Consider the following 20,391-nt stretch of genomic DNA (forward strand, 5'->3'; position numbering starts at 1 on the left):
TTGCATGGTAGAAGACCGTTTACTGCTGCTGGTTGAAGATGACGCGGCATTTGCACGCACGCTCAAGCGCTCGTTCGAGCGCCGGGGCTACCGCGTGCTGCATGCCACCAGCGGCGAGGAAGTGCAGCAGATGCTGACCCAGCACCGGCCGCAATATGCGGTCATGGACCTGAAGCTGGCCGGCAATGCATCGGGCCTGAACTGCGTGCAGATGCTGCATCTGCACAACCCCGATGCGCTCATCGTCGTTCTCACCGGCTACGCCAGCATTGCCACGGCCGTGGAAGCCGTCAAGCTCGGCGCCTGCCACTACCTGGCCAAGCCCTCGAATACCGACGATATCGAAGCCGCCTTCGGGCGGGTCGAGGGGCGCACCGACGTGGAGGTCAGCAGCCAGACCACCTCCATCAAGACGCTGGAATGGGAGCATATTCACGAGACCCTGGCCGAGTCCGGCTTCAATATCTCCGAGGCCGCACGCCGCCTGGGCATGCACCGGCGCACCCTGGCGCGCAAGCTGGAAAAACGCCAGGTCAAGTGACTGGCGTCAGACTCAAGCATCAATATTGATAGCTTATACCGCTTATCAGTATTGACTTTCAAATACAAAAGTATCTTAAATCGTTATGCAGCAAGCGATAGCAGCTCCTTTTTTCATTGGTTTCATCGCCTCGCCCCAGCGCACAGGCAGGTGCCCATGAAGCAGCAGCCACAGCGGCAACCCCGACTCATAGGAGCCATCGGCCTCGGCCTGCTGGCTCTGTCCTATGCAACTGCCCTGCCCTGGCTGGTGCGCGGCGAAGCCGTGGACCTGGTGCCTTTTCTCTGCGCCCTGGCCTTTGGCTGCTGCCTGATCCGCCCTGCCACGCTCGCCTTCGAGCGCGCATCCAAGCATGCCAAGGCCCTGGCCGTGGCGCTTGTGGCCCTGCTTGCCGCCGCCATCGCGACTGCCGTGGCCGGCGGCCATGTTCAAAGCTGGCTCGCACATCTGCGCACCATGCCGATGTGGCAGGTCAATCACCTCTTTTTCCTGTTTTTCGCCTTGCTGCCGCTCAGCAAAGGCATCATCGTCGCTGCTCTCAACTTCATCAGCCAGGCGGCACGCGGCATGGTAGACAAGCCCTAGACAAGCCCTAGACAAGCCCTAGACAAGCCCTAGACAAGCACTAGACAGGCTCCAGCGCCATTGTTCCCGCGCCATCCCGGCATTCACAGCGCAGCCAGCTATAGTGGCGCCGGACACGCACATCATGAAAACCCTGGGCCGACTTGTTTTCTCCGCCTTGCTGGCACTGCTTGCCGGTGTGGCCGTGGCGGCGCTTTTTCTGCCGTTTCACAGCATCTTGCTGCCGCCCGACGGGGTCAGCTGCCTGAATGAGGGCATCTCGGGATGCTTGCGTGCCCTGGAGATAAGCCTGCTTGTTTACGGCCCCTTGTTCTCCATCATCGGCGTTCTGGCCGGCACACCGGTCTTCATGCTGCTTCTGTACCTGCGTGATTGATCAGGCTGCTGCGCCTGGGCATCGACCTGCGGCGCTATCGTGCGCGCAGCACGGTCGTGCGCCGCAGCACAGAACATCTGCGCCAAAGCCTGCCTCCGCTCAGACCGCCCACGCCGAAAAAGCCGTGGCCGCTACTGCATCCGCCAGCGCCAGCTCATCGGCCCCGACCGCTGAATCATCATTCATAGCTGGCTTCGCTCTCCTTTAGGGAAATTCAGATACAAAAGTACCTGGGTTTCATGCAGAACATGCGACAGAAGCTCCTATAAAGAGAGCAAACACAGGCCAGACCGGCAACAAAAAACCGGCAGTGTCTCCACTGCCGGTTTCTGGTCTCAGCGCCCCTCACGGACGCCGGCAAAAGCCTTCATGGCTTGCCTTAATCGGCCACTACCTGCTCGGGCTCGGCCTTGGAGGCGTCCTTGGGCAACTCGGTAATGGTGAGCTTGACATCACCCTTGCCTTCGTTGCCCGCTTCGTCCCAATCCACTTCCAGGCGCCCGCCGTTGGTCAGACGACCGAACAGCAGCTCATCGGCCAGCGAGCGGCGGATGGTGTCCTGGATCAGGCGCTGCATGGGGCGTGCACCCATGAGCGGATCGAAGCCCTTCTTGGCCAGGTGCTTGCGCAGCTCGTCGCTGAAGGTGACGTCCACCTTCTTCTCGGCCAGTTGCTGCTCCAGTTGCAGCAGGAACTTGTCGACCACGCGCAAGATGATCTGCTCGTCCAGCGGCTTGAAGCTGACGATGGCATCCAGACGGTTGCGGAACTCAGGCGTGAACAGGCGCTTGATATCGCCCATTTCATCGCCGGCCTCACGCGGATTCGTGAAACCGATGGTGGCCTTGTTCATGGTCTCGGCACCCGCATTCGTGGTCATGATGATGATCACGTTGCGGAAGTCGGCCTTGCGCCCGTTGTTGTCGGTCAGCGTGCCGTGATCCATGACCTGCAGCAGCACGTTGAAGATGTCCGGATGCGCTTTCTCGATTTCGTCGAGCAGCAGCACCGAATGCGGCTTCTTGGTCACGGCCTCGGTCAGCAGACCGCCCTGGTCAAAGCCCACATAGCCGGGAGGCGCGCCGATCAGTCGGCTGACGGCATGACGCTCCATGTACTCGGACATGTCGAAGCGGATCAGGTCCACGCCCAGGATGTAGGCCAGCTGCTTGGCAGCTTCCGTCTTGCCGACGCCCGTGGGGCCGGAGAACAGGAAGGAGCCGATCGGCTTGTCCGGCTTGCCCAGACCCGAGCGCGCCATCTTGACGGCGGACGCCAGCACCTCCAGCGCCTTGTCCTGGCCGAAGACCACGCTCTTCAAGTCACGCTCCAGCGTCTGCAGCTTGCTGCGGTCGTCGTTGCTGACGTTGGCAGGCGGAATGCGGGCGATCTTGGCCACGATGGCTTCGATCTCGGCCTTGCCGATGGTCTGCTTGCGCTGAGCTTCGGGGGCAATGCGCTGGGCAGCGCCCGCCTCGTCGATCACGTCGATGGCCTTGTCGGGCAGGTGACGGTCATTGATGTACTTGGCCGACAGCTCGGCCGCCGCCTGCAGGGCGTCCTGCTCGTAGGTGATGCTGTGGTGCTCCTCGAAGCGCGACTTCAGGCCCTTGAGGATGTCCACGGTCTCGGCCACGGTTGGCTCGACCACATCCACCTTCTGGAAACGGCGCGACAGGGCCGCGTCTTTCTCGAAGATGCCACGGTATTCCGTGAACGTGGTCGCACCGATGCAGCGCAGCTGACCGCTGGACAGCGCGGGCTTGAGCAGATTGGACGCATCCAGCGTGCCGCCCGAAGCCGCACCGGCGCCGATCAGCGTGTGGATCTCGTCGATGAACAGGATGGCATGCGGCTTGTCCTTGAGCGACTTGAGCACGCCCTTGAGGCGCTGCTCGAAATCGCCGCGGTACTTGGTGCCGGCCAGCAGCGCGCCCATATCCAGCGAGTAGACCACGCCATCCTTGAGCACCTCGGGCACCGTGCCTTCGGTGATGCGCCAGGCCAGACCCTCGGCAATGGCCGTCTTGCCCACACCGGCCTCGCCCACCAGCAGCGGGTTGTTCTTGCGGCGGCGGCACAGGATCTGGATGGTGCGCTCGACCTCGTACTCGCGCCCGATCAGCGGATCGATCTTGCCTTCCTTGGCGGCCACATTCAGGTTGAGCGTGAACTGCTCCAGCGGCGAGGCCTTTTCATTGCGCTCGCCAGCGGCGCCTTCTTCGCTCTCCGAGGGAGATTCGGCCTTGGCTGGCTCGGGCGGCTCGCCCTTCTTGATGCCATGAGCAATGAAGTTGACCACGTCCAGGCGCGTCACGCCCTGCTGGTGCAGGTAGTACACGGCATGGGAGTCCTTTTCGCCGAAGATGGCCACGAGCACATTGGCACCCGTCACCTCCTTCTTGCCATTGCCTGTGGACTGCACATGCATGATGGCGCGCTGAATCACACGCTGGAATCCCAGCGTGGGCTGCGTATCCACCTCTTCGGTGCCGTCCACCTGCGGTGTGTTGTCCTTGATGAAGTTGGACAGCGATGAACGCAGGTCGTCTATGTTGGCCGCGCATGCGCGCAGCACTTCAGCTGCACTGGGGTTGTCCAGCAGGGCGAGCAGCAGATGCTCCACGGTGATGAACTCGTGGCGCTGCTGACGGGCCTCGACAAACGCCATGTGCAAGCTGACTTCCAGTTCTTGAGCGATCATGTGCGACTCCTTTCGGCTTGCTTGGTTGACTCTGTGCTAACTAATCTGAGGGCGGACTGCGCTTATTCAACAGGCTCGAATGTGGCCTGCAACGGATGGCCCGCTTTCTGGGCCGCCTGCAATACCTGCTCGACTTTTGTCGCCGCCACATCCTGGCTGTAGACGCCGCAGACACCACGGCCGTCCAAATGAATCTTGAGCATGATCTGCGTGGCCGATTCGCGGTCCTTGCCGAACAGCTCCTGCAGCACGGCAATCACGAACTCCATGGGCGTGAAGTCGTCGTTGAGCATCACCACCTGATACATGCGTGGCGGCTGCAGCCGCTGGCGGCGCCGTTCAAGCACCAAGGAATCTCCATCGTCAGGCGTTCTGATCGCTGGCGAGACCGGGGGAATTGATGGGAGTTGGGTAGCCATGAAATCCATTCTAGCGAGCCGTTGCAATGTTTTTGCGCTGGCATATGCATAGCATTGTTAGGGATTTCAAGGCGGCTGAAAGCAAAATTGGCAAAACCAAGGGAAATCCATGGAGATCCCTTACCCAGCAAGCGCTCTGCGCTATCAAAAAAAAGGGCTCCTATCCGACATTCGAGTGCAAGCAGCTCGAAAAGGCAGCCCATGCTTTTTATTCATAAACCACTTTGACCTGACCGGCAGCAGCCGAGCCATACCAGGCGGCCAGTGCGGCATCCGACGGATAGAAGCGGCTGCTCTCGCCCAGCGCCAGCTCGCAACTGGCCGAGCCGCGCCCATCCCGGCAGATCAGGTCCAGGCGCACTTTCACGCCATGGTTGATATTGCCGCTCTCGGTTTCCTCGACCTTGGCCGGGAACTGGCGCAGCAGCGCCGGCACATCGGGCATCTTCTCCCCGACGCTGACCTGCAGATAGCGCGCAAAACGGCAGCGTGCATCGGCCAGGCTCCACATCTGCTGCACCTTCATGCGCAGGCCGCCGCTGAAGCGGTCGGGCTGCAGACGCCCCGAAACCACGACAAACTCGTCCTCCTTGAGCACTTCGGCGCAGGCAGCCATGGTTTTTTCGTCGACGGAAGCTTCGATCACCGCAGATTTGTCGTCCAGCGTGAAGATGCTGAGCTTGCCACGCTGGCCGTTGATGGTGCGCAGACCGCCGATGATGCCGGCCATGGTCTGCGGCTCGCGGCTGCCCTGCATCTCGCCGATCGGGGTGCGCACGAAACGGCGCACTTCGGCCTCGACCTCGTCGAACAGATGGCCCGTCAGATAAAAGCCGATGGCCGTTTTTTCCAGCGTCAGCTTTTCCTTGACGCCCCAGGGCAGCACATCGGCCATGGGTGGCTCCGCCGTGCTCGAGCCCAGCGCATCATCGCCCATCATGTCGAACAGGCCACCCTGGTCGGCGTTGGCAATCGACGTGGCAGCAAAGCCGAAGGCCGTGTCCAGCGTCGCCATCAGCGAGGCGCGGTTCATGTCTATCGAATCAAAGGCGCCGCCCTTGATCAGCGCTTCCACCGTCCGCTTGTTGATGCGACTGCGATCCACGCGCAGGCAGAAGTCGAACAGGCTCTTGAACGGTCCCTTCTCGTGGCCGTTGGGGCCTGTGCCCTCGCCGTTGCGCGCGGCCACGATGGCTTCGATAGCCGCCTGCCCTGTTCCCTTGATGGCTCCAAGGCCATAGCGTATGACCTTGTCGGTCACCGGCTCGAAGCGGTGCACGCCGCGGTTCACATCGGGCATCTCGAAAGTGATGCCCATCTTGAGCGCGTCCTCGTACAACACCTTGAGCTTGTCGGTGTTGTCCATTTCCACGGTCATATTGCCGCAGTAGAACTCGGCCGTGTAGTGCACCTTGAGCCAGCCCGTGTGATAGGCCAGCAGGGAGTAGGCTGCCGCGTGCGACTTGTTGAAGCCGTAGCCCGCGAACTTCTCCATCAAGTCAAAGACCTCGTCGGCCTTTTCCTCGCTCAGTCCGTTCTTGGCTGCGCCTTCGCGGAAGATGGCCCGGTGCTTGACCATCTCCTCGACCTTCTTCTTGCCCATGGCACGGCGCAGCAAGTCGGCGCCACCCAGCGAGTAGCCGCCAAGCACCTGGGCGGTCTGCATCACCTGCTCCTGGTAGACCATGATGCCGTAGGTTTCGGCCAGCACCGACTCGACCAGCGGATGCGGGTACTCCACGACTTCCTGCCCGTGCTTGCGGGCAATGAAGGTGGGAATCAGGTCCATGGGGCCGGGACGGTAGAGGGCGTTCAGCGCAATCAGGTCTTCCAGGCGCGAGGGCTTGGCCTCCTTGAGCATCTGCTGCATGCCGCGCGATTCAAACTGGAAAACGGCTTCGGTCTTGCCGTCGGAGAACAGCTTGTAGGTCGGGTAGTCGTCCAGCGGAATGTTCTCGAACTGGAAGTTCTCCTGGCCCTTGTGGCGCTTCATGATGAATTCGCGCGCAATCTCCAGAATCGTCAGCGTGGCCAGGCCCAAGAAGTCGAACTTCACCAGGCCCACGGCTTCCACGTCGTCCTTGTCGTACATGGCCACGGCCGAGGTACTGCCGGGCTGCTGGTACAGCGGGCAGAAATCGGCCAGGCGGCCCGGCGCAATCACCACGCCGCCGGCGTGCATGCCGATGTTTCGCGTCATGCCCTCCAGGCTCTGCGCCATCTCGATCAGGGTCTTGACGTCCTCCTCGCGCTCGATGCGCTCGGCCAGAATCGGCTCCTCCTTGATGGCGTATGTGTATTTGTCGCCTTCCTTGGGCGGATTGGGCGGGTACTTGAGCGTGACATGCAGGCCGGGCTTGTTCGGGATCAGCTTGGAGATGCCGTCGCAGAAGGTGTAGCTCATGTCCAGCACGCGGCCCACGTCGCGGATGGCCGCCCGCGCGGCCATGGTGCCGAAGGTGGCGATCTGGCTGACGGCGTCGCGCCCGTAGCGGTCCTTGACATAGTCGATCACGCGGTCGCGGTTCTGCTGGCAGAAGTCCACGTCAAAGTCGGGCATGGACACGCGCTCCGGGTTCAGGAAACGCTCGAACAGCAAGTTGTATTCCAGCGGGTCGAGATCGGTCACCTTGAGCACATAAGCCACCAGCGAGCCGGCACCCGAGCCGCGACCCGGCCCCACTGGGCAGCCATTGGCCTTGGCCCACTTGATAAAGTCCGACACGATGAGGAAGTAGCCCGGAAAGCCCATCTTCATGATGGTGCCCAGCTCGAACTCCAGCCGCTCCACATAGCGCGAACGCTGGGCGTCGCGCTTGGCCGCATCGGGATAGAGGTGGACCAGACGCTCTTCCAGCCCCTGGTAGGACTCATGGCGGAAGAACTCGTCCATGGTCATGCCATCAGGCACGGGGAAGTTGGGCAGTTGCGGGTTGCCCAGCTCCAGCGTCAGGCTGCAGCGGCGGGCAATTTCCACCGTGTTCTCGATCGCGCTCGGAATGTCGGCAAACAGCTGCTCCATTTCGGCAGCGGTTTTGAAATACTGTTCGCGGGTGAACTTGCGCACCCGCTTGGCATTGCCCAGGATCTCGCCTTCGGCGATGCAGACACGGGCCTCGTGTGCCTCGTAATCATCGGGCTTGGCATACTGAATCGGGTGTGTCGCCACCACCGGGAGATTCAGACGGCTGGCCAGCTTCACAGCAGCCAGCACATGCGACTCGTCATCGGGACGGCCCGCGCGCTGCAGCTCGATATAGAAGCGGTGCGGGAACATGGTGGCCAGGCGCTGGGCAATCTCGGCCGCACCTTTCTCATCACCACGCGTCAGGGCTATGCCCACGGGGCCGGCATGCGCACCGGACAGCACGATCAGTCCCTCGCCCAGCTCCTGCAGCCATTCCCACTTGTGCTGCGCCTGATCACGTACCACATTGCGCGTCCAGCCGCGGGCCAGCAGCTCGGCAATATTGTGGTAGCCCTGCTTGCTCTGCACAAGAACGATGATCCGCGAAGGCGGCGCGTCGCCCAGCCCTTCGAGCACGATCTCGGCGCCCAGCAGAGGCTTGACGCCCTTGCCGCGACCTTCGCGGTAGAACTTGATGCCGCCAAACAGATTGTTGAAGTCGGTAATGGCCATCGCCACCTGCCCGTCTTCGGCAGCGGCCTTGATCATGGCATTGACGCGGGTGGTTCCGTCGACGACGGAGAATTCGGTGTGCAGGCGCAGATGGACAAACATGGCCGCTATTGTAGGAAGAGCGCTTCGTCCCTGCGCACTCAATGCCTCTAGATTCGCTGAGCCCTGGCGTAAAGACGCCAGCAACTCGCCGGCGCGATCCGGCGGCCCATTACAATGCGTCGATCCTTTTTCAGGAAGGTCCGGCCCTGGTGGTGTATGGTGTAGGTTTTGCGCCTTGCCGCCAGATGCGACGGGCCTGCCTCCTATTACCGCTAATGATCGTCAGAAAACTGTCCACCATGCCGCGTATTTCACTGACTCTAGTCCCTGCCGTGTTAATCGCCGCCACGCTGGCGGGATGCTCCAGCACCAAGGACGACCCGACGGCCAAGTGGACACCCGAGCGCATCTATACCGAAGCGCGCGATGAATCTTCCTCCGGCGCCTATGACAAGGCCGTGCCGCTGTTCGAGAAGCTCGAAGGCCGTGCTGCCGGCACGCCGCTGGCCCAGCAGGCCCAGCTGGAAAAAGCGTATGCCCAGTACAAGGCCGGCGAAAAAGTGCAGGCTCTGGCCACGCTGGACCGCTTCACCAAGCTGCATCCTGCCAGCCCCGCCATGGACTACGCCCTCTACCTCAAGGGTCTGGTCAACTTCAATGACAACCTGGGCATGTTCGGCTGGCTGACCCGCCAGGATCTGTCCGAACGCGACCAGAAAGCCGCCAAGGATTCGTTCGAGTCCTTCCGCGAACTGGTGACCCGCTTTCCAGATTCCAAGTACTCCGACGATGCCCGCCAGCGCATGCAGTACATCGTGAACTCGCTGGCCCAGTACGAAGTCCATGTCGCCAAGTACTACTTCAGCCGAGGCGCCTATGTGGCGGCCATTGCCCGTGCGCAGGCTGCCATCAGGGACTACCAGAACGTGCCCGCAGTGCGCGAAGCCATGGTGATCCTCGTCAAGTCCTATGACGCCCTGGGCATGACTCAGCTGCGTGACGACGCCCAGCGCGTGCTGGAGAGCAGCTATGGCGCCAACACCGAACAAAACGTAGAGAAGAAAAAAGAATCCTGGTGGAAGCTCTGGTAAGCAACGTTTGCCGCCCAAAGGACAAAAGGATGCGTCAATCGCATCCTTTTTTCATTGCTACGTCTCTGAATCCTGCACCGGCGTCTGCTCGCCGTCACGCCTGGCGCGTTGCATCGTCAACTGCTGCAGCGCCGCCTCGAATTCCGGCTGACTGCCCAGCACGCGCATGGGAGGCAAGGCCGACATCAACTGCGCGCCATAGCCCATAGTCATCAAGCGACTGTCGCAGATGACCAGCACGCCACGATCGGCCTCACTACGGATCAGGCGTCCAGCCCCTTGCTTGAGGGCCAGTGCCGCCTCGGGCAGCATGTAATCATGAAACGCCCCTCGCCCCACGCTCTCCAGCAGTCGCGAGCGGGCTTCGACCAGGGGGTCGTCAGGTGGCGGAAACGGAAGCTTGTCGATCACCACCAGCTGCAGCATGTCGCCGGGCAGGTCCACCCCCTCCCAGAAAGTGGCGGAAGCCACCAGAACAGCTCCACGCCCAGCAACTGCCCCGGCGGCCATAAAGCGCTCAATCAAGGCCAGCTTGGGTGCCTCGCCCTGAACCAGCACATCCAGATCTGTAAACAGGCCCAGGCTGGTGCGCAGCGAGGCGCTGATCGCATGCAGGGCCTTGAGTGTGGTGGTCAGCACCAGGGTGCGCCCGCCTATGCGCTGCGCTGCATCCAGCACCAGCTGGGCGACCTGCTGGCTGTGCTGTGCGCTGCCGGCCGCAGCAAAGGGCTGGGGCACATAGACGCCGGCTTGCCGATGGTAGTCAAACGGGCTTTCCACCTGTAACACCTGAGCGCCGCGCAGGCCGCAGGACTCGACAAACCAGCTCAGCTGCGCGTCATTGCCCAAAGTGGCAGAGGTGAAAATCCAGGCCTTTTTCCTTGAAGGATCGGGCTCATCGCCCTGGTCCGTGCCGGCATCCTCCAGCGAGCGCTGAAGCAGCCGCTGCTGCATGACGCGGGCAATCGACAGCGGAGACTCCAGCATGCGCAGATACTGCGCACCTATCTCCAGCCAGCGCACGCATTCATCATCCGCAGGTGCAGCAAAGCGTGCCAGTCGCGCGAGCAACTCTGCGCCGCGCTCATACAGACGCTGCAACTCGACCCCTGCACCCTCCAGGCTTGAGAGTGGAATCAACAGGGCACGCAGGCTCTGCCCCAGCCGCACCAGTGCCGCACGCCATTTCGCCGCATCCAGTCCCTGCGGGGTCACCGCTTGCCACGCAAGCCGCCCTCCGACCGGAGGCTTGCCTGCCTGCAGGCGCAGCTCACGCATGGCCTGCTCCAGCGTGGCGCAGAGCACCAGCCAGTCGGCCATGCCGCGGGCATGCTCCTGCGTCAGCCGAAGGGCATCACGTGCGTACCCCACCAACTGCTGGCTGGACACGGCCTCTCCGGCAAACTGCACGCCGATGTCGTTGAGCTGATGGGCTTCATCGATCACCACCACGCCGGTGTTGGGCAAAAGACGAGCCATGCCGCTGTCGCGCACATCGAGATCGGCAAACAGCAGGTGATGGTTGACCACCACCACGTCGGCCTCCAACGCTTGCTGACGCGCCTGGTTGACATGGCAGTCCTGCCAGTGCGGGCAGTCGGAGCCCATGCAATTGTCCTTGGTGGAGCTCACCAAGGGCATCACCGGGGAGCGCTCATCCAGCGCCGTCAGTTCGGCCAGATCACCGGTACGCGTGACCCTGGCCCAGCGCTCCACATCCGCCACGGCGCGCAGCACCTGCGGATCCTGGGGAGCCGTGCGGCCCTGGCGCACACGCTCCAGCCGCTCCGTGCACAGATAGGAAGAACGCCCCTTGAGCCTGGCCATGCGCAGAGGCAGGCCCAGGCCATGAACCAGACGCGGAAGATCACGGGCAAACAACTGGTCCTGCAGCGCCTTGGTGGCCGTGGACACCAGCACGCGCTGGCCGCTGAGCAAGGCCGGCACCAGATAAGCGTAGGTCTTGCCAACACCCGTGCCTGCCTCCACCACCAGCACCCCGCCCTCCTCTATGGCCTGAACCACAGCCAGCGCCATGCGGGTCTGGCCTGGGCGCGGCGTGAATGCGGGCTCGGCCAGCGAGAGCGCACCTTGCTGCGCAAACACCTGCGCGACCGCCTCCTGCAAATGAGTCAAAACCGTTTCACCTTCCAACAAGCCAAGTCAGCTCAAGCTCACATAAGATCGCAAATATTCGCCGAAGCCCAGCCTCCGGCCGATAAAATGTAACGCAACGTTAAATTTCGCTCTGCAAGCGCACCCGCACACACTCATGTCATCCAGCTACCGCATTCAGGCGGCCACCGGCATTCATCGCGGTGACCGAGAATACCAGCAGGACCAGGTTCTGCTCATGGCGCACCCCTATGCCAAGGGCTGCATTCTCGGCGTGGTGGCCGATGGCATGGGCGGGCGCAGCGGCGGGAGAAAGGCATCCGATCAGGTCATGCTGACGGCTCGCCAGCTTTTCGAGCGCTTTGAGCCCGCCAAGGAAGACTGCATACGCATGCTGCGCACCATTGTGCAAGATGCCCACACCGTCATTCGCCTCACCGCCATAGCAGCGGAGCAGGAGCCCCACAGCACCATCGCGGCCTTCATAGTGCTGCCCGACAATCGCTGCCACTTCATGCACTCCGGCGATTCACGGCTCTACCATTTTCGCGGCGCCGCCCTGGTGCACCGTTCGCTCGATCACTCCTATGTACAGGCACTGGTCGAGCGCGGCGAGCTCACTGAAGCCCAGGCTCAGTACCACCCACAGTCCAACATCTTGCTGGGCTGCCTGGGAGCCGAGCCGCCGCCGCCCATGCGCCATCACATGATTGAGAAACTGCTGCCGGGCGACAGCCTGATGGCCTGCTCGGACGGCCTGTGGCATTACTTCACCGCTCAGGAGCTGGGCACTGTGCTTGACGGACTCTCGCCACGCGAAGCCTCTCAATTCTTGATTGAAAAAGCCAGGCGGCGCGCGGCTGGGGGGGGTGACAACCTCTCGCTGGCAATACTCAAGCTGGATACCTCAGCCGCAGCAGCAAGCGCTTGAAGCGTCATCAGTCCGGACAAGGCATCTTTAAACGCCTTGGAGACGCGCTTGCAGCAGTACTTCCGGCAGCACCCTGCTGCTGAGCACTGCCGATCCTCGAATGCTTCAGGGAGCGGGTGCTGGCAGCGGCGCTGCCGTCTGACCGCGCTCCTTGGCCTGCTGCAAGGCTCTGGACTTGTGCTCGGCTGCCGCCTTGAGCTTGGCCTCATGATCTGCCCGGGCCTTGGCTTCACGCTCGGCTCGCCCCTGATCGGCTTGGGCACGGTTTTGCTCGTGGCGGCGCACATAGTCGGCCTGCTTGCTGGCACGCTGCTGAGCCTCGGTCTGGCGCTGAGCCCGCGCCGCCTGCTCGTCAACGGCAGGTTTGGCACCCGAGCCAGTGGGCTGTGGCGAGCTCTTGCCGTTCTTCTCGCGCTGCTGCGACTTCATGGGCACGGCAGCGTTCTCGGCTTTTTTCTCTTCAATGGCCTGCAGCTTGGCCGCTGCCTTTTCCTTGCGCTGCGCATCGTTGATTTCCAGCTCGCGCGCACGCAGCGGCGCGTCATTCTCACGCGCCACCTTGCGGGCATCGGCCAGACAGCCCTCCACGGCAAACTTCTGGTAGCAGAGCTTTTCATCAGCCACGCGCTGCTGCTCGATGAGGGCGCGCTTGCTCAGAAGCTCGTTGCGCTCGGCTTCGCGCTGCTGGTGCAGATGCTGGCGCGCCTTTTCGGCAACTTCCTTCTGCGCCTGCTTGTCAGCCTGCTGTGCCGAATCCGCCTTTACCTGAGCCATGGCCGGCGCGCAAGCCAGCCAGACGGCGGCCAGGGGCGCCAATGCAAAGCCTGCAATGCGGCGGCGGATCAGCTGGGCAAGGATAGTGGGCATCGTCATCAACTCGGAAACTCGAAGTACAGGCTGGCATCTTAAGGCCGCAGGCCGCTGCCTGCAGGCGATCAGGTCAAGCTGGTGTCGACCACGCGGCGCTCAAGCGCCAGATATTCCTTGGAGCGCATCTCGTTGAGGCGCGAGACGGTGCGCGGGAACTCGTGGGACAGAGGACCTTCGGTATAGATCTTCTCGGGCGGCACGGCAGCCGACACAATAAGCTTGACATGGCGATCGTAGAGCACGTCCACCAGCAGCGTGAAGCGCCGCGCGGCCGAAGCCATGTTCACATGCAGCTCGGGCACGTCGGACAGCAAGATGGTGTGAAACTGCGTGGCGATTTCAAGATAGTCGTTCTGCGAGCGCGGGCCGCCACAGAGTTCGCGGAAGTCAAACCACACGACGCCGCCGGCACGGCGCTTGGCCGCAATCTTGCGAGTCTCGATCTGCACCACAGGCTCTTCGTCATGGGCTTCGGCCAGACGATCGAAGGTCTGCTGCATCGCCGCATCGGCTTGCGGGCCCAACGGGCAATGATAGAGCTTGGCATCCTCGAGAGTGCGGCGGCGATAGTCGGTGCCGTTGTCCACATTCACCACTTCCATGCGCTCCTTGAGCAGGGCAATCGCAGGCAGGATCCGGTCGCGATGCAAGCCACCGGGATAGAGACCGTCGGGCTCGAAGTTGGAGGTCGTCACAAAGCCCACGCCGTTGGCAAACAGCGACTCGAGCAGCCTGTAGAGAATCATGGCATCGGTGATGTCGGCGACATGAAACTCGTCAAAACAGATCAGCTTGTACTTCTTGGCGATCTTGGCGCCGAGGGCATCGAGCGGATTTTGCGTGCCTTGCATGAGATGCATCTCGCGGTGCACTTCGCGCATGAATTCGTGAAAGTGCAGGCGCACCTTGCGCTTGAGGGGCACGGCGTTGAAGAAGCATTCCATCAGAAAGCTCTTGCCGCGCCCCACCCCGCCGTACATATAGACGCCCTTGGGCAGATCGGGGTGATTGATCAGTTTCTTGAGAGCATTGGAGCGCTTGCCCTTGTACGCGGCCCACTCGTCGGCACAGCGCTGCAACGCATCGACTGCACGCAACTGCGCGGGATCACTTTTGAAACCCTTGGCGGCCAGTTCCGCCTCGTAGGCTTGTCTTACATTCACCGTCTTGTCTCCAGATGCTCAAAAAACAATAGCTGCTACCGCTTATACACTAAGCGTTAGCAGCCATTTTGTTCTGAATTCCAAAAGAAACTCAGCCTGCGCGCGGGCACTTCACAGCCATGTCAAAACCTGCGCGCAAGACTGAAAAAAAACTTAGAAGTTCAGGGTGCGCTTGTCCACAGCCAGAGCCGCTTCCTTGGTGGATTCGGACAGCGAGGGGTGAGCGTGGCAGATACGGGCGATGTCTTCGCTCGATGCCTTGAACTCCATGGCCACCACGGCTTCGGAAATCAGCTCGGAGACCATGGGACCCACCATGTGCACGCCCAGGATCTCGTCAGTCTCGGCATCGGCCAGGAACTTGACCATGCCGGTCGTGTCGCCCAGTGCGCGCGCGCGGCCGTTGGCCAGGAAGGGGAAGGAGCCTGCCTTGTACTTGACGCCGTCGGCCTTGAGCTGCTGCTCGGTGCGACCCACCCATGCGATTTCAGGGCTGGTGTAGATCACCCAGGGGATGGTGGCGAAATTGACATGACCGTGCTGGCCGGCAATGCGCTCGGCCACAGCCACGGCTTCTTCCTCGGCCTTGTGCGCCAGCATGGGGCCGCGCACCACGTCGCCCACCGCCCACACGCCAGGCAGATTGGTCTTGCACAGATCGTCCACCACGATGGCGCCGCGCTCGTCCAGAGCCAGACCCACGGCTTCGGCGTTCAGACCATTGGTGTTGGCGGTGCGGCCGATCGAGACGATCAGCTTGTCCACTTCCAGGCTCTGGGCTTCGCCCTTGGCATTGGTGTAGGCAACGGTCACGCCCTTCTTGCCGGACTTGACTTCACCGATCTTCACGCCCAGCTCGATCTTCAGACCTTGCTTGTCGAACGCCTTCTTGGCTTCCTTGGAGATCTGCTCGTCCACCACGGGCAGGAACTTGTCCATGCCTTCGAGCACGGTCACTTCCGTGCCCAGGCGGCGCCAGACCGAGCCCATTTCCAGGCCGATCACGCCGGCACCGATCAGGCCCAGCTTCTTGGGAGTCTTGCCCAGACGCAGAGCGCCGTCGTTGGACAGGATGTTCTCTTCGTCGAAGGCAGCGCCAGGCAGCGCGCGAGCGTTGGAGCCGGTGGCCACCACGATCTGCTTGCCGGTGATGATTTCTTCGTCCTTGCCGGCAACCTTGATTTCATAGCCGCCTTCGGCAGCCTTCACGAAAGAGCCGCGGCCGTGGAAGAAGGTGACCTTGTTCTTCTTGAACAGGTACAGGATGCCGTCGTTGTTCTGCTTCACGATGGCGTCCTTGCGGGCGATCATCTGCGCCACGTCCATCTCGACCTTGCCGGTGGAGATGCCATGGTCGGCGAAGTGCAGCTTGGCATGCTCGAAATGCTCGGAGGACTGCAGCAGCGCCTTGGAGGGAATGCAGCCCACGTTGGTGCAGGTGCCGCCGGGAGCAGCGCCGCCAGATGCGTTCTTCCACTCGTCGATACAGGCGACGTTGAAACCCAGTTGTGCAGCGCGGATGGCAGCGATGTAGCCGCCGGGGCCTGCGCCGATCACGACGACGTCAAATTGCTTGCTCATGATTTGAATCTTTTCTCTGTTTAACTCGAAAAAAGCCCACCGCTTTTGGTGGTGGGCTTTGTAGAAGCTCGATCTGCTGAATTACAGATCAAACAGGAGGCGAGAAGGATCTTCCAGCGCGTCCTTCATGGCCACCAGGCTCAGCACGGCTTCGCGGCCGTCGATGATGCGATGGTCATAGGACATGGCCAGATAGTTCATGGGACGGATCACGATCTGACCGTTCTCGACCACGGCGCGGTCCTTGGTGGCGTGCACGCCCAGGATGGCGGACTGAGGGGGGTTGATGATGGGGGTGGACATCATCGAGCCGAAGGTGCCGCCATTGGAGATGGAGAAGGTACCGCCGGTCATCTCTTCAATGCCCAGCTTGCCTTCCTTGGCCTTCTGACCGAATTCGACAATCTTCTTTTCGATGTCGGCGAAGCTCATCTGGTCTGCATTGCGCAGGATGGGCACCACCAGGCCGCGAGGCGAGCTCACAGCGATACCGATGTCGAAGTAGCCGTGGTAGACGATGTCGTTGCCGTCAATGGAGGCGTTCACTGCGGGGAACTTCTTCAGGGCATGCACTGCAGCCTTGACGAAGAAGGACATGAAGCCCAGCTTCACGCCATGCTCCTTGGTGAACTGGTCCTGGAACTTCTTGCGCATTTCCATCACGGGAGCCATGTTCACTTCGTTGAACGTGGTCAGGATGGCGTTGGTCGCCTGGGATTGCAGCAGACGCTCGGCAATACGGGCACGCAGACGTGTCATGGGCACGCGCTGCTCGGGACGGTCGCCCAGGTTTTCCTTGGTCACGGGAGCCGCAACCTGAGGCAAAGCCGCCTTGGGAGCGCCGGAGGGGATGGCTGCGCCGGCCTTGATGGCACCCAGCGCGTCACCCTTGGTCACGCGGCCGTCCTTGCCTGTGCCAGCCACGTTGGCAGCGGACAGGTTGTTGTCGGCCAGGATCTTGGCAGCAGCAGGCATGGCCACGCCGCTCTTGTCGGCGCCGGCAGGAGCGGCGGCCACGGGGGCAGCAGCAGGAGTCGCAGCAGCAGCGGGGGCGGCAGCAGGAGCAGCGGCACCGGCGACGGCTTCGGAGTCGATCTTGGCGATCACTTGCTCGGCAGCCACGGTTGCGCCGTCGCCTTGCAGGATTTCGGTGATCACGCCAGCCGAAGGAGCGGGCACTTCCAGCACGACCTTGTCGGTTTCGATTTCGATGAGGATTTCATCAATGGCCACTGCCTCACCGACCTTTTTCTTCCAGGTCAGCATGGTGGCTTCCGTGATGGATTCGGACAGCTGGGGGACTTTAACTTCAACGATTGCCATTTTGAATTCTTTCCAAAGATGTTTCTTGTGCCCCCTGTCCTCGGACAGGGGGTGTCGCCTGTATTACTTGGTCAGGACAAAGCCCTTGAGCTTGGCGAATGCGCCTTCCACCAGTGCCTTTTGTTGCTCTTGGTGCAGATGTGCGTAGCCAACGGCGGGCGAGGCGGACGCAGCGCGACCGGAGTAGCCCAGCTTCTGGCCTTCACGCATGTTCTCGTGGATGTTGTGCTGGATGAAGAACCAGGCACCCTGGTTCTGAGGCTCATCCTGGCACCACACGATGTCAGTAGCGTTGGCGTACTTCTTCACTTCGGCGGCGAACGCCTTGTGGGGGAAGGGATACAGCTGCTCGACGCGAATGATGGCGACGTCCTTGGATTCCTTCTCGGCACGCTTCTTGACCAGATCGTAGTACACCTTGCCCGAGCAGGCGATGATGCGCTTGACCTTGGCAGCGTTCTTGACGATGGTTTCGTCCTGCTCGGGAATCACGGTCTGGAAACCACCAGAGGTGAATTCGGACAGGGGCGACGTGGCGTCCTTGTTACGCAGCAGCGACTTGGGAGTCATGATGACCAGCGGCTTGCGCAGGCCACGAACCATCTGGCGACGCAGCACGTGGAAGATCTGGCTGGCCGTTGTGGGTTGCACGATCTGCATATTGGTGTCGGCAGCCAGCTGCATGAAGCGCTCCAGACGCGCCGAGCTGTGCTCGGGGCCCTGGCCTTCATAGCCGTGAGGCAGCATCAGTGTCAGGCCGTTAACACGGCCCCACTTCACTTCACCCGATGCGATGAACTGGTCGATCACCACCTGGGCGCCGTTGGCGAAGTCGCCGAACTGGGCTTCCCAGACCACCAGGGTGTTGGGATCGTTCGATGCATAGCCGTACTCGAAGCCCAGCACTGCCTCTTCGGACAGGATGGAGTCGATGACGACAAACGGAGCCTGATTCTCGGCAGCGTTCTGCAAAGGAATATAAGTGCCCTCGTCCCACTTTTCACGCTTCTGGTCATGAACCACGGCGTGACGGTGCGTGAAGGTGCCGCGACCCGAGTCTTCACCCGACAGACGCACGGGATAGCCCGAAGCGACCAGGGAGCCGAAGGCCATGGTTTCACCCATGCCCCAGTCCACGTTCACATCGCCGCGGCCCATGGCTGCGCGATCGTCATACACCTTCTTGACCAGAGCATGAGGGTTCACGCTGGCAGGCAGAGTCGTGATCTTCTCGGCCAGGCGCTTCCACTCGGTCAAGGGAATAGCAGTGTCGCCGGCGTCGGTCCAGGTCTTGCCCACGAAGGGGCTCCAGTCCACGGCGTACTTGCTCTTGAAGTTGGTCAGCACCACGTCCTGGGTGTGACGACCTTCGTCCATGGCGGCGCGATAGGCCTTGACCATATCGTCGCCCAGCGTGTCGCCCAGGCCTTGAGTGGCCAGCTTGTCTGCGTACAGCTTGCGCGTGCCGGGGTGGGCAGCGATCTTCTTGTACATCAGAGGCTGTGTCAGTGCAGGAGTGTCCTGCTCGTTGTGACCCAGCTTGCGGAAGCAGATGATATCGACCACCACGTCCTTGGAGAACTCCATACGGAATTCCAGCGCCAGCTGCATGGCCAGGCACACGGCTTCGGGATCATCGCCATTCACGTGCAGCACGGGCGACTCGATCATCTTGACGATGTCGGTGCAATACAGCGTGGAGCGCAGGTCGCGGGGATCAGAGGTGGTGAAACCGATCTGGTTGTTGATGATGATGTGAACCGTACCGCCGGTGGTGTAGCCACGGGTTTCGGACAGTGCCAGGGTTTCCTGGTTCACGCCCTGGCCGGCGAAGGCTGCGTCACCGTGCACCAGCACGGGCAGCACTTGCTTGCCCATGGGGTCGTCGCGACGGTCCATGCGCGAGCGCACCGAACCTTCCACCACGGGGTTGACGATTTCCAGGTGCGAGGGGTTGAAGGCCAGCGACAGGTGAACGGGGCCGCCCTTGGCAGACACGTCCGAGCTGAAGCCCTGGTGATACTTCACGTCACCGGCAGGCAGGTCCTCGGGAGCGGTGTGGTCGAACTCGGCAAACAGATCCTTGGGAGCCTTGCCCAGGGTATTGACCAGCACGTTCAGACGGCCACGGTGGGCCATGCCGATCACGACTTCCTGCACGCCCTTGGCGCTGGCGGAGTTGATCAGCTCGTCCATGGCGGCGATGAAGGACTCGCCACCTTCCAGCGAGAAGCGCTTCTGGCCCACATACTTGGTGTGCAGATAGCGCTCAAGGCCTTCAGCAGCGGTCAGGCGGTCCAGGATGCGCTTTTTCTCGTCGGCATTGAAGACGGGCTTGGAGCGGATCGATTCCAGACGTTGCTGCCACCAGCGCTTTTGATTCTGATTGGTGGCATACATGTACTCGGCGCCCAGGGTGCCGCAGTAGGTTTCGCGCAGAGCATTCATCAGCTCGCGCAAAGTCATGCTTTCCTTGCCGAAGAAGGTGTTGCTGGTGTTGAACACCACTTCCTGGTCGGCGTCGGTGAAGCCGTAGAAGGCAGGCTCCAGCTCGGGAATTTCGGGGCGCTCGGTGCGCTTCAGAGGATCCAGATCGGCCCAGCGCTGACCCACATTGCGATAGGCTGCAATCAGCTGCTGCACGGCCGTGCGCTTGCGACCCAGTTCGGAGTCAGCGCCGGAAGCCACCACCACCTTGGTGCCACCTTGCTTTGCGCGCTCTGCGAAAGCATTGATCACGGGCAGGTGGGGAACGTCCTTGTTGTCGGTGCCATCCACTGCAGGCACATGCTGCAGGGCATCGAAGTATTCACGCCAGGAATCGGGAACGCTGCCGGGGTTGGCCAGGTAGTTCTCGTACATCTCTTCGACATAGGGCGCATTGCCGCCGAACAGATAGGTGTTGCCTTGATAGGCTTGATAGATCGTTGACTGATCGCTCATATCTCGCTGACCTCCGCTTTCCTTCGGAAAGCATTAGCTGGTTTGTAGAACCTCCCGCGACACGGCT

14 protein-coding genes are annotated in these 20,391 nt (G+C 61.7%); 5 read left to right on the forward strand and 9 right to left on the reverse strand.

The window, feature by feature from the left end; genetic code table 11:
• The first annotated feature begins 4 nt into the window (after positions 1–4).
• The 3 genes from QYQ99_RS00735 to QYQ99_RS00745 all read left to right on the forward strand — a co-directional run bounded on the left by QYQ99_RS00735 (position 5) and on the right by QYQ99_RS00745 (position 1,502).
• Positions 5–541, forward strand: a complete 537-nt coding sequence (locus QYQ99_RS00735; protein WP_302090977.1) for a response regulator transcription factor — start codon at positions 5–7, stop codon at positions 539–541.
• 156 nt (positions 542–697) lie between these two features.
• Positions 698–1,126 carry a polymerase gene (locus QYQ99_RS00740; RefSeq protein WP_302090978.1) on the forward strand — a complete coding sequence of 143 codons (429 nt, stop codon included), beginning with the start codon at positions 698–700 and terminating at the stop codon, positions 1,124–1,126.
• A 124-nt stretch (positions 1,127–1,250) separates the two neighbouring features.
• On the forward strand, positions 1,251–1,502 hold the full coding sequence (locus QYQ99_RS00745) for a hypothetical protein (RefSeq protein WP_302090979.1): 252 nt from the start codon (positions 1,251–1,253) through the stop codon (positions 1,500–1,502).
• 379 nt (positions 1,503–1,881) lie between these two features.
• On the opposite strand, the gene clpA is transcribed toward QYQ99_RS00745, so the two are convergent.
• From clpA to dnaE, 3 genes are all read right to left on the reverse strand, one after another.
• Complete coding sequence (gene clpA, locus QYQ99_RS00750; RefSeq protein ID WP_302090980.1) at positions 1,882–4,206, reverse strand: ATP-dependent Clp protease ATP-binding subunit ClpA; 2,325 nt, start codon at positions 4,204–4,206, stop codon at positions 1,882–1,884.
• Between the two features lie 62 nt (positions 4,207–4,268).
• Entirely contained in the window at positions 4,269–4,634 is a 366-nt protein-coding gene (gene clpS / locus QYQ99_RS00755) for an ATP-dependent Clp protease adapter ClpS (protein ID WP_034349666.1), read from the reverse strand.
• Between the two features lie 199 nt (positions 4,635–4,833).
• Positions 4,834–8,367: a DNA polymerase III subunit alpha gene (dnaE, locus tag QYQ99_RS00760; protein WP_302090981.1), complete on the reverse strand. Its 3,534-nt coding sequence runs from the start codon at positions 8,365–8,367 to the stop codon at positions 4,834–4,836.
• Between the two features lie 239 nt (positions 8,368–8,606).
• On the opposite strand from dnaE, the gene QYQ99_RS00765 reads away from it, so the two are divergent.
• The gene (locus QYQ99_RS00765; protein ID WP_302090982.1) at positions 8,607–9,398 is read left to right on the forward strand and encodes an outer membrane protein assembly factor BamD; all 792 of its coding nucleotides are present in this window, start codon (positions 8,607–8,609) and stop codon (positions 9,396–9,398) included.
• Between the two features lie 57 nt (positions 9,399–9,455).
• Here the strand turns inward: QYQ99_RS00765 and QYQ99_RS00770 are convergent, their stop codons facing one another.
• Entirely contained in the window at positions 9,456–11,534 is a 2,079-nt protein-coding gene (locus QYQ99_RS00770; RefSeq protein WP_302090983.1) for an ATP-dependent DNA helicase, read from the reverse strand.
• Positions 11,535–11,670: 136 nt separating this feature from the next.
• Here QYQ99_RS00770 and QYQ99_RS00775 point away from each other — a divergent pair, with 136 nt between their 5' ends.
• The gene (locus tag QYQ99_RS00775) at positions 11,671–12,444 is read left to right on the forward strand and encodes a PP2C family protein-serine/threonine phosphatase (protein ID WP_302090984.1); all 774 of its coding nucleotides are present in this window, start codon (positions 11,671–11,673) and stop codon (positions 12,442–12,444) included.
• Between the two features lie 105 nt (positions 12,445–12,549).
• On the opposite strand, the gene QYQ99_RS00780 is transcribed toward QYQ99_RS00775, so the two are convergent.
• The 5 genes from QYQ99_RS00780 to QYQ99_RS00800 all read right to left on the reverse strand — a co-directional run bounded on the left by QYQ99_RS00780 (position 12,550) and on the right by QYQ99_RS00800 (position 20,324).
• Complete coding sequence (locus QYQ99_RS00780) at positions 12,550–13,311, reverse strand: hypothetical protein (RefSeq protein WP_302090985.1); 762 nt, start codon at positions 13,309–13,311, stop codon at positions 12,550–12,552.
• 68 nt (positions 13,312–13,379) lie between these two features.
• Positions 13,380–14,477, reverse strand: a complete 1,098-nt coding sequence (gene zapE, locus QYQ99_RS00785) for a cell division protein ZapE (RefSeq protein ID WP_302090986.1) — start codon at positions 14,475–14,477, stop codon at positions 13,380–13,382.
• A gap of 153 nt (positions 14,478–14,630) precedes the next feature.
• Positions 14,631–16,058: a dihydrolipoyl dehydrogenase gene (lpdA, locus tag QYQ99_RS00790; protein ID WP_302090987.1), complete on the reverse strand. Its 1,428-nt coding sequence runs from the start codon at positions 16,056–16,058 to the stop codon at positions 14,631–14,633.
• Between the two features lie 81 nt (positions 16,059–16,139).
• Entirely contained in the window at positions 16,140–17,381 is a 1,242-nt protein-coding gene (gene odhB / locus QYQ99_RS00795; RefSeq protein ID WP_302090988.1) for a 2-oxoglutarate dehydrogenase complex dihydrolipoyllysine-residue succinyltransferase, read from the reverse strand.
• Positions 17,382–17,444: 63 nt separating this feature from the next.
• Positions 17,445–20,324: a 2-oxoglutarate dehydrogenase E1 component gene (locus QYQ99_RS00800; RefSeq protein WP_034375832.1), complete on the reverse strand. Its 2,880-nt coding sequence runs from the start codon at positions 20,322–20,324 to the stop codon at positions 17,445–17,447.
• Positions 20,325–20,391: the final 67 nt, after the last annotated feature.

The sequence above is a fragment of the Comamonas testosteroni genome, assembly GCF_030505195.1.
GTDB classification, from domain to species: Bacteria; Pseudomonadota; Gammaproteobacteria; order Burkholderiales; family Burkholderiaceae_C; genus Comamonas; species Comamonas testosteroni_G.

What these genes read in the sequence shown, in the direction of transcription:
- QYQ99_RS00735 (WP_302090977.1), top strand. Translation starts at nt 5, where the DNA reads ATGGTAGAAGACCGTTTACTGCTGCTGGTTGAAGATGACGCGGCATTT.
- QYQ99_RS00740 (WP_302090978.1), top strand. Translation starts at nt 698, where the DNA reads ATGAAGCAGCAGCCACAGCGGCAACCCCGACTCATAGGAGCCATCGGC.
- QYQ99_RS00745 (WP_302090979.1), top strand. Translation starts at nt 1,251, where the DNA reads ATGAAAACCCTGGGCCGACTTGTTTTCTCCGCCTTGCTGGCACTGCTT.
- clpA (WP_302090980.1), bottom strand. Translation starts at nt 4,206, where the DNA reads ATGATCGCTCAAGAACTGGAAGTCAGCTTGCACATGGCGTTTGTCGAG.
- clpS (WP_034349666.1), bottom strand. Translation starts at nt 4,634, where the DNA reads ATGGATTTCATGGCTACCCAACTCCCATCAATTCCCCCGGTCTCGCCA.
- dnaE (WP_302090981.1), bottom strand. Translation starts at nt 8,367, where the DNA reads ATGTTTGTCCATCTGCGCCTGCACACCGAATTCTCCGTCGTCGACGGA.
- QYQ99_RS00765 (WP_302090982.1), top strand. Translation starts at nt 8,607, where the DNA reads ATGCCGCGTATTTCACTGACTCTAGTCCCTGCCGTGTTAATCGCCGCC.
- QYQ99_RS00775 (WP_302090984.1), top strand. Translation starts at nt 11,671, where the DNA reads ATGTCATCCAGCTACCGCATTCAGGCGGCCACCGGCATTCATCGCGGT.
- QYQ99_RS00780 (WP_302090985.1), bottom strand. Translation starts at nt 13,311, where the DNA reads ATGCCCACTATCCTTGCCCAGCTGATCCGCCGCCGCATTGCAGGCTTT.
- lpdA (WP_302090987.1), bottom strand. Translation starts at nt 16,058, where the DNA reads ATGAGCAAGCAATTTGACGTCGTCGTGATCGGCGCAGGCCCCGGCGGC.
- odhB (WP_302090988.1), bottom strand. Translation starts at nt 17,381, where the DNA reads ATGGCAATCGTTGAAGTTAAAGTCCCCCAGCTGTCCGAATCCATCACG.
- QYQ99_RS00800 (WP_034375832.1), bottom strand. Translation starts at nt 20,324, where the DNA reads ATGAGCGATCAGTCAACGATCTATCAAGCCTATCAAGGCAACACCTAT.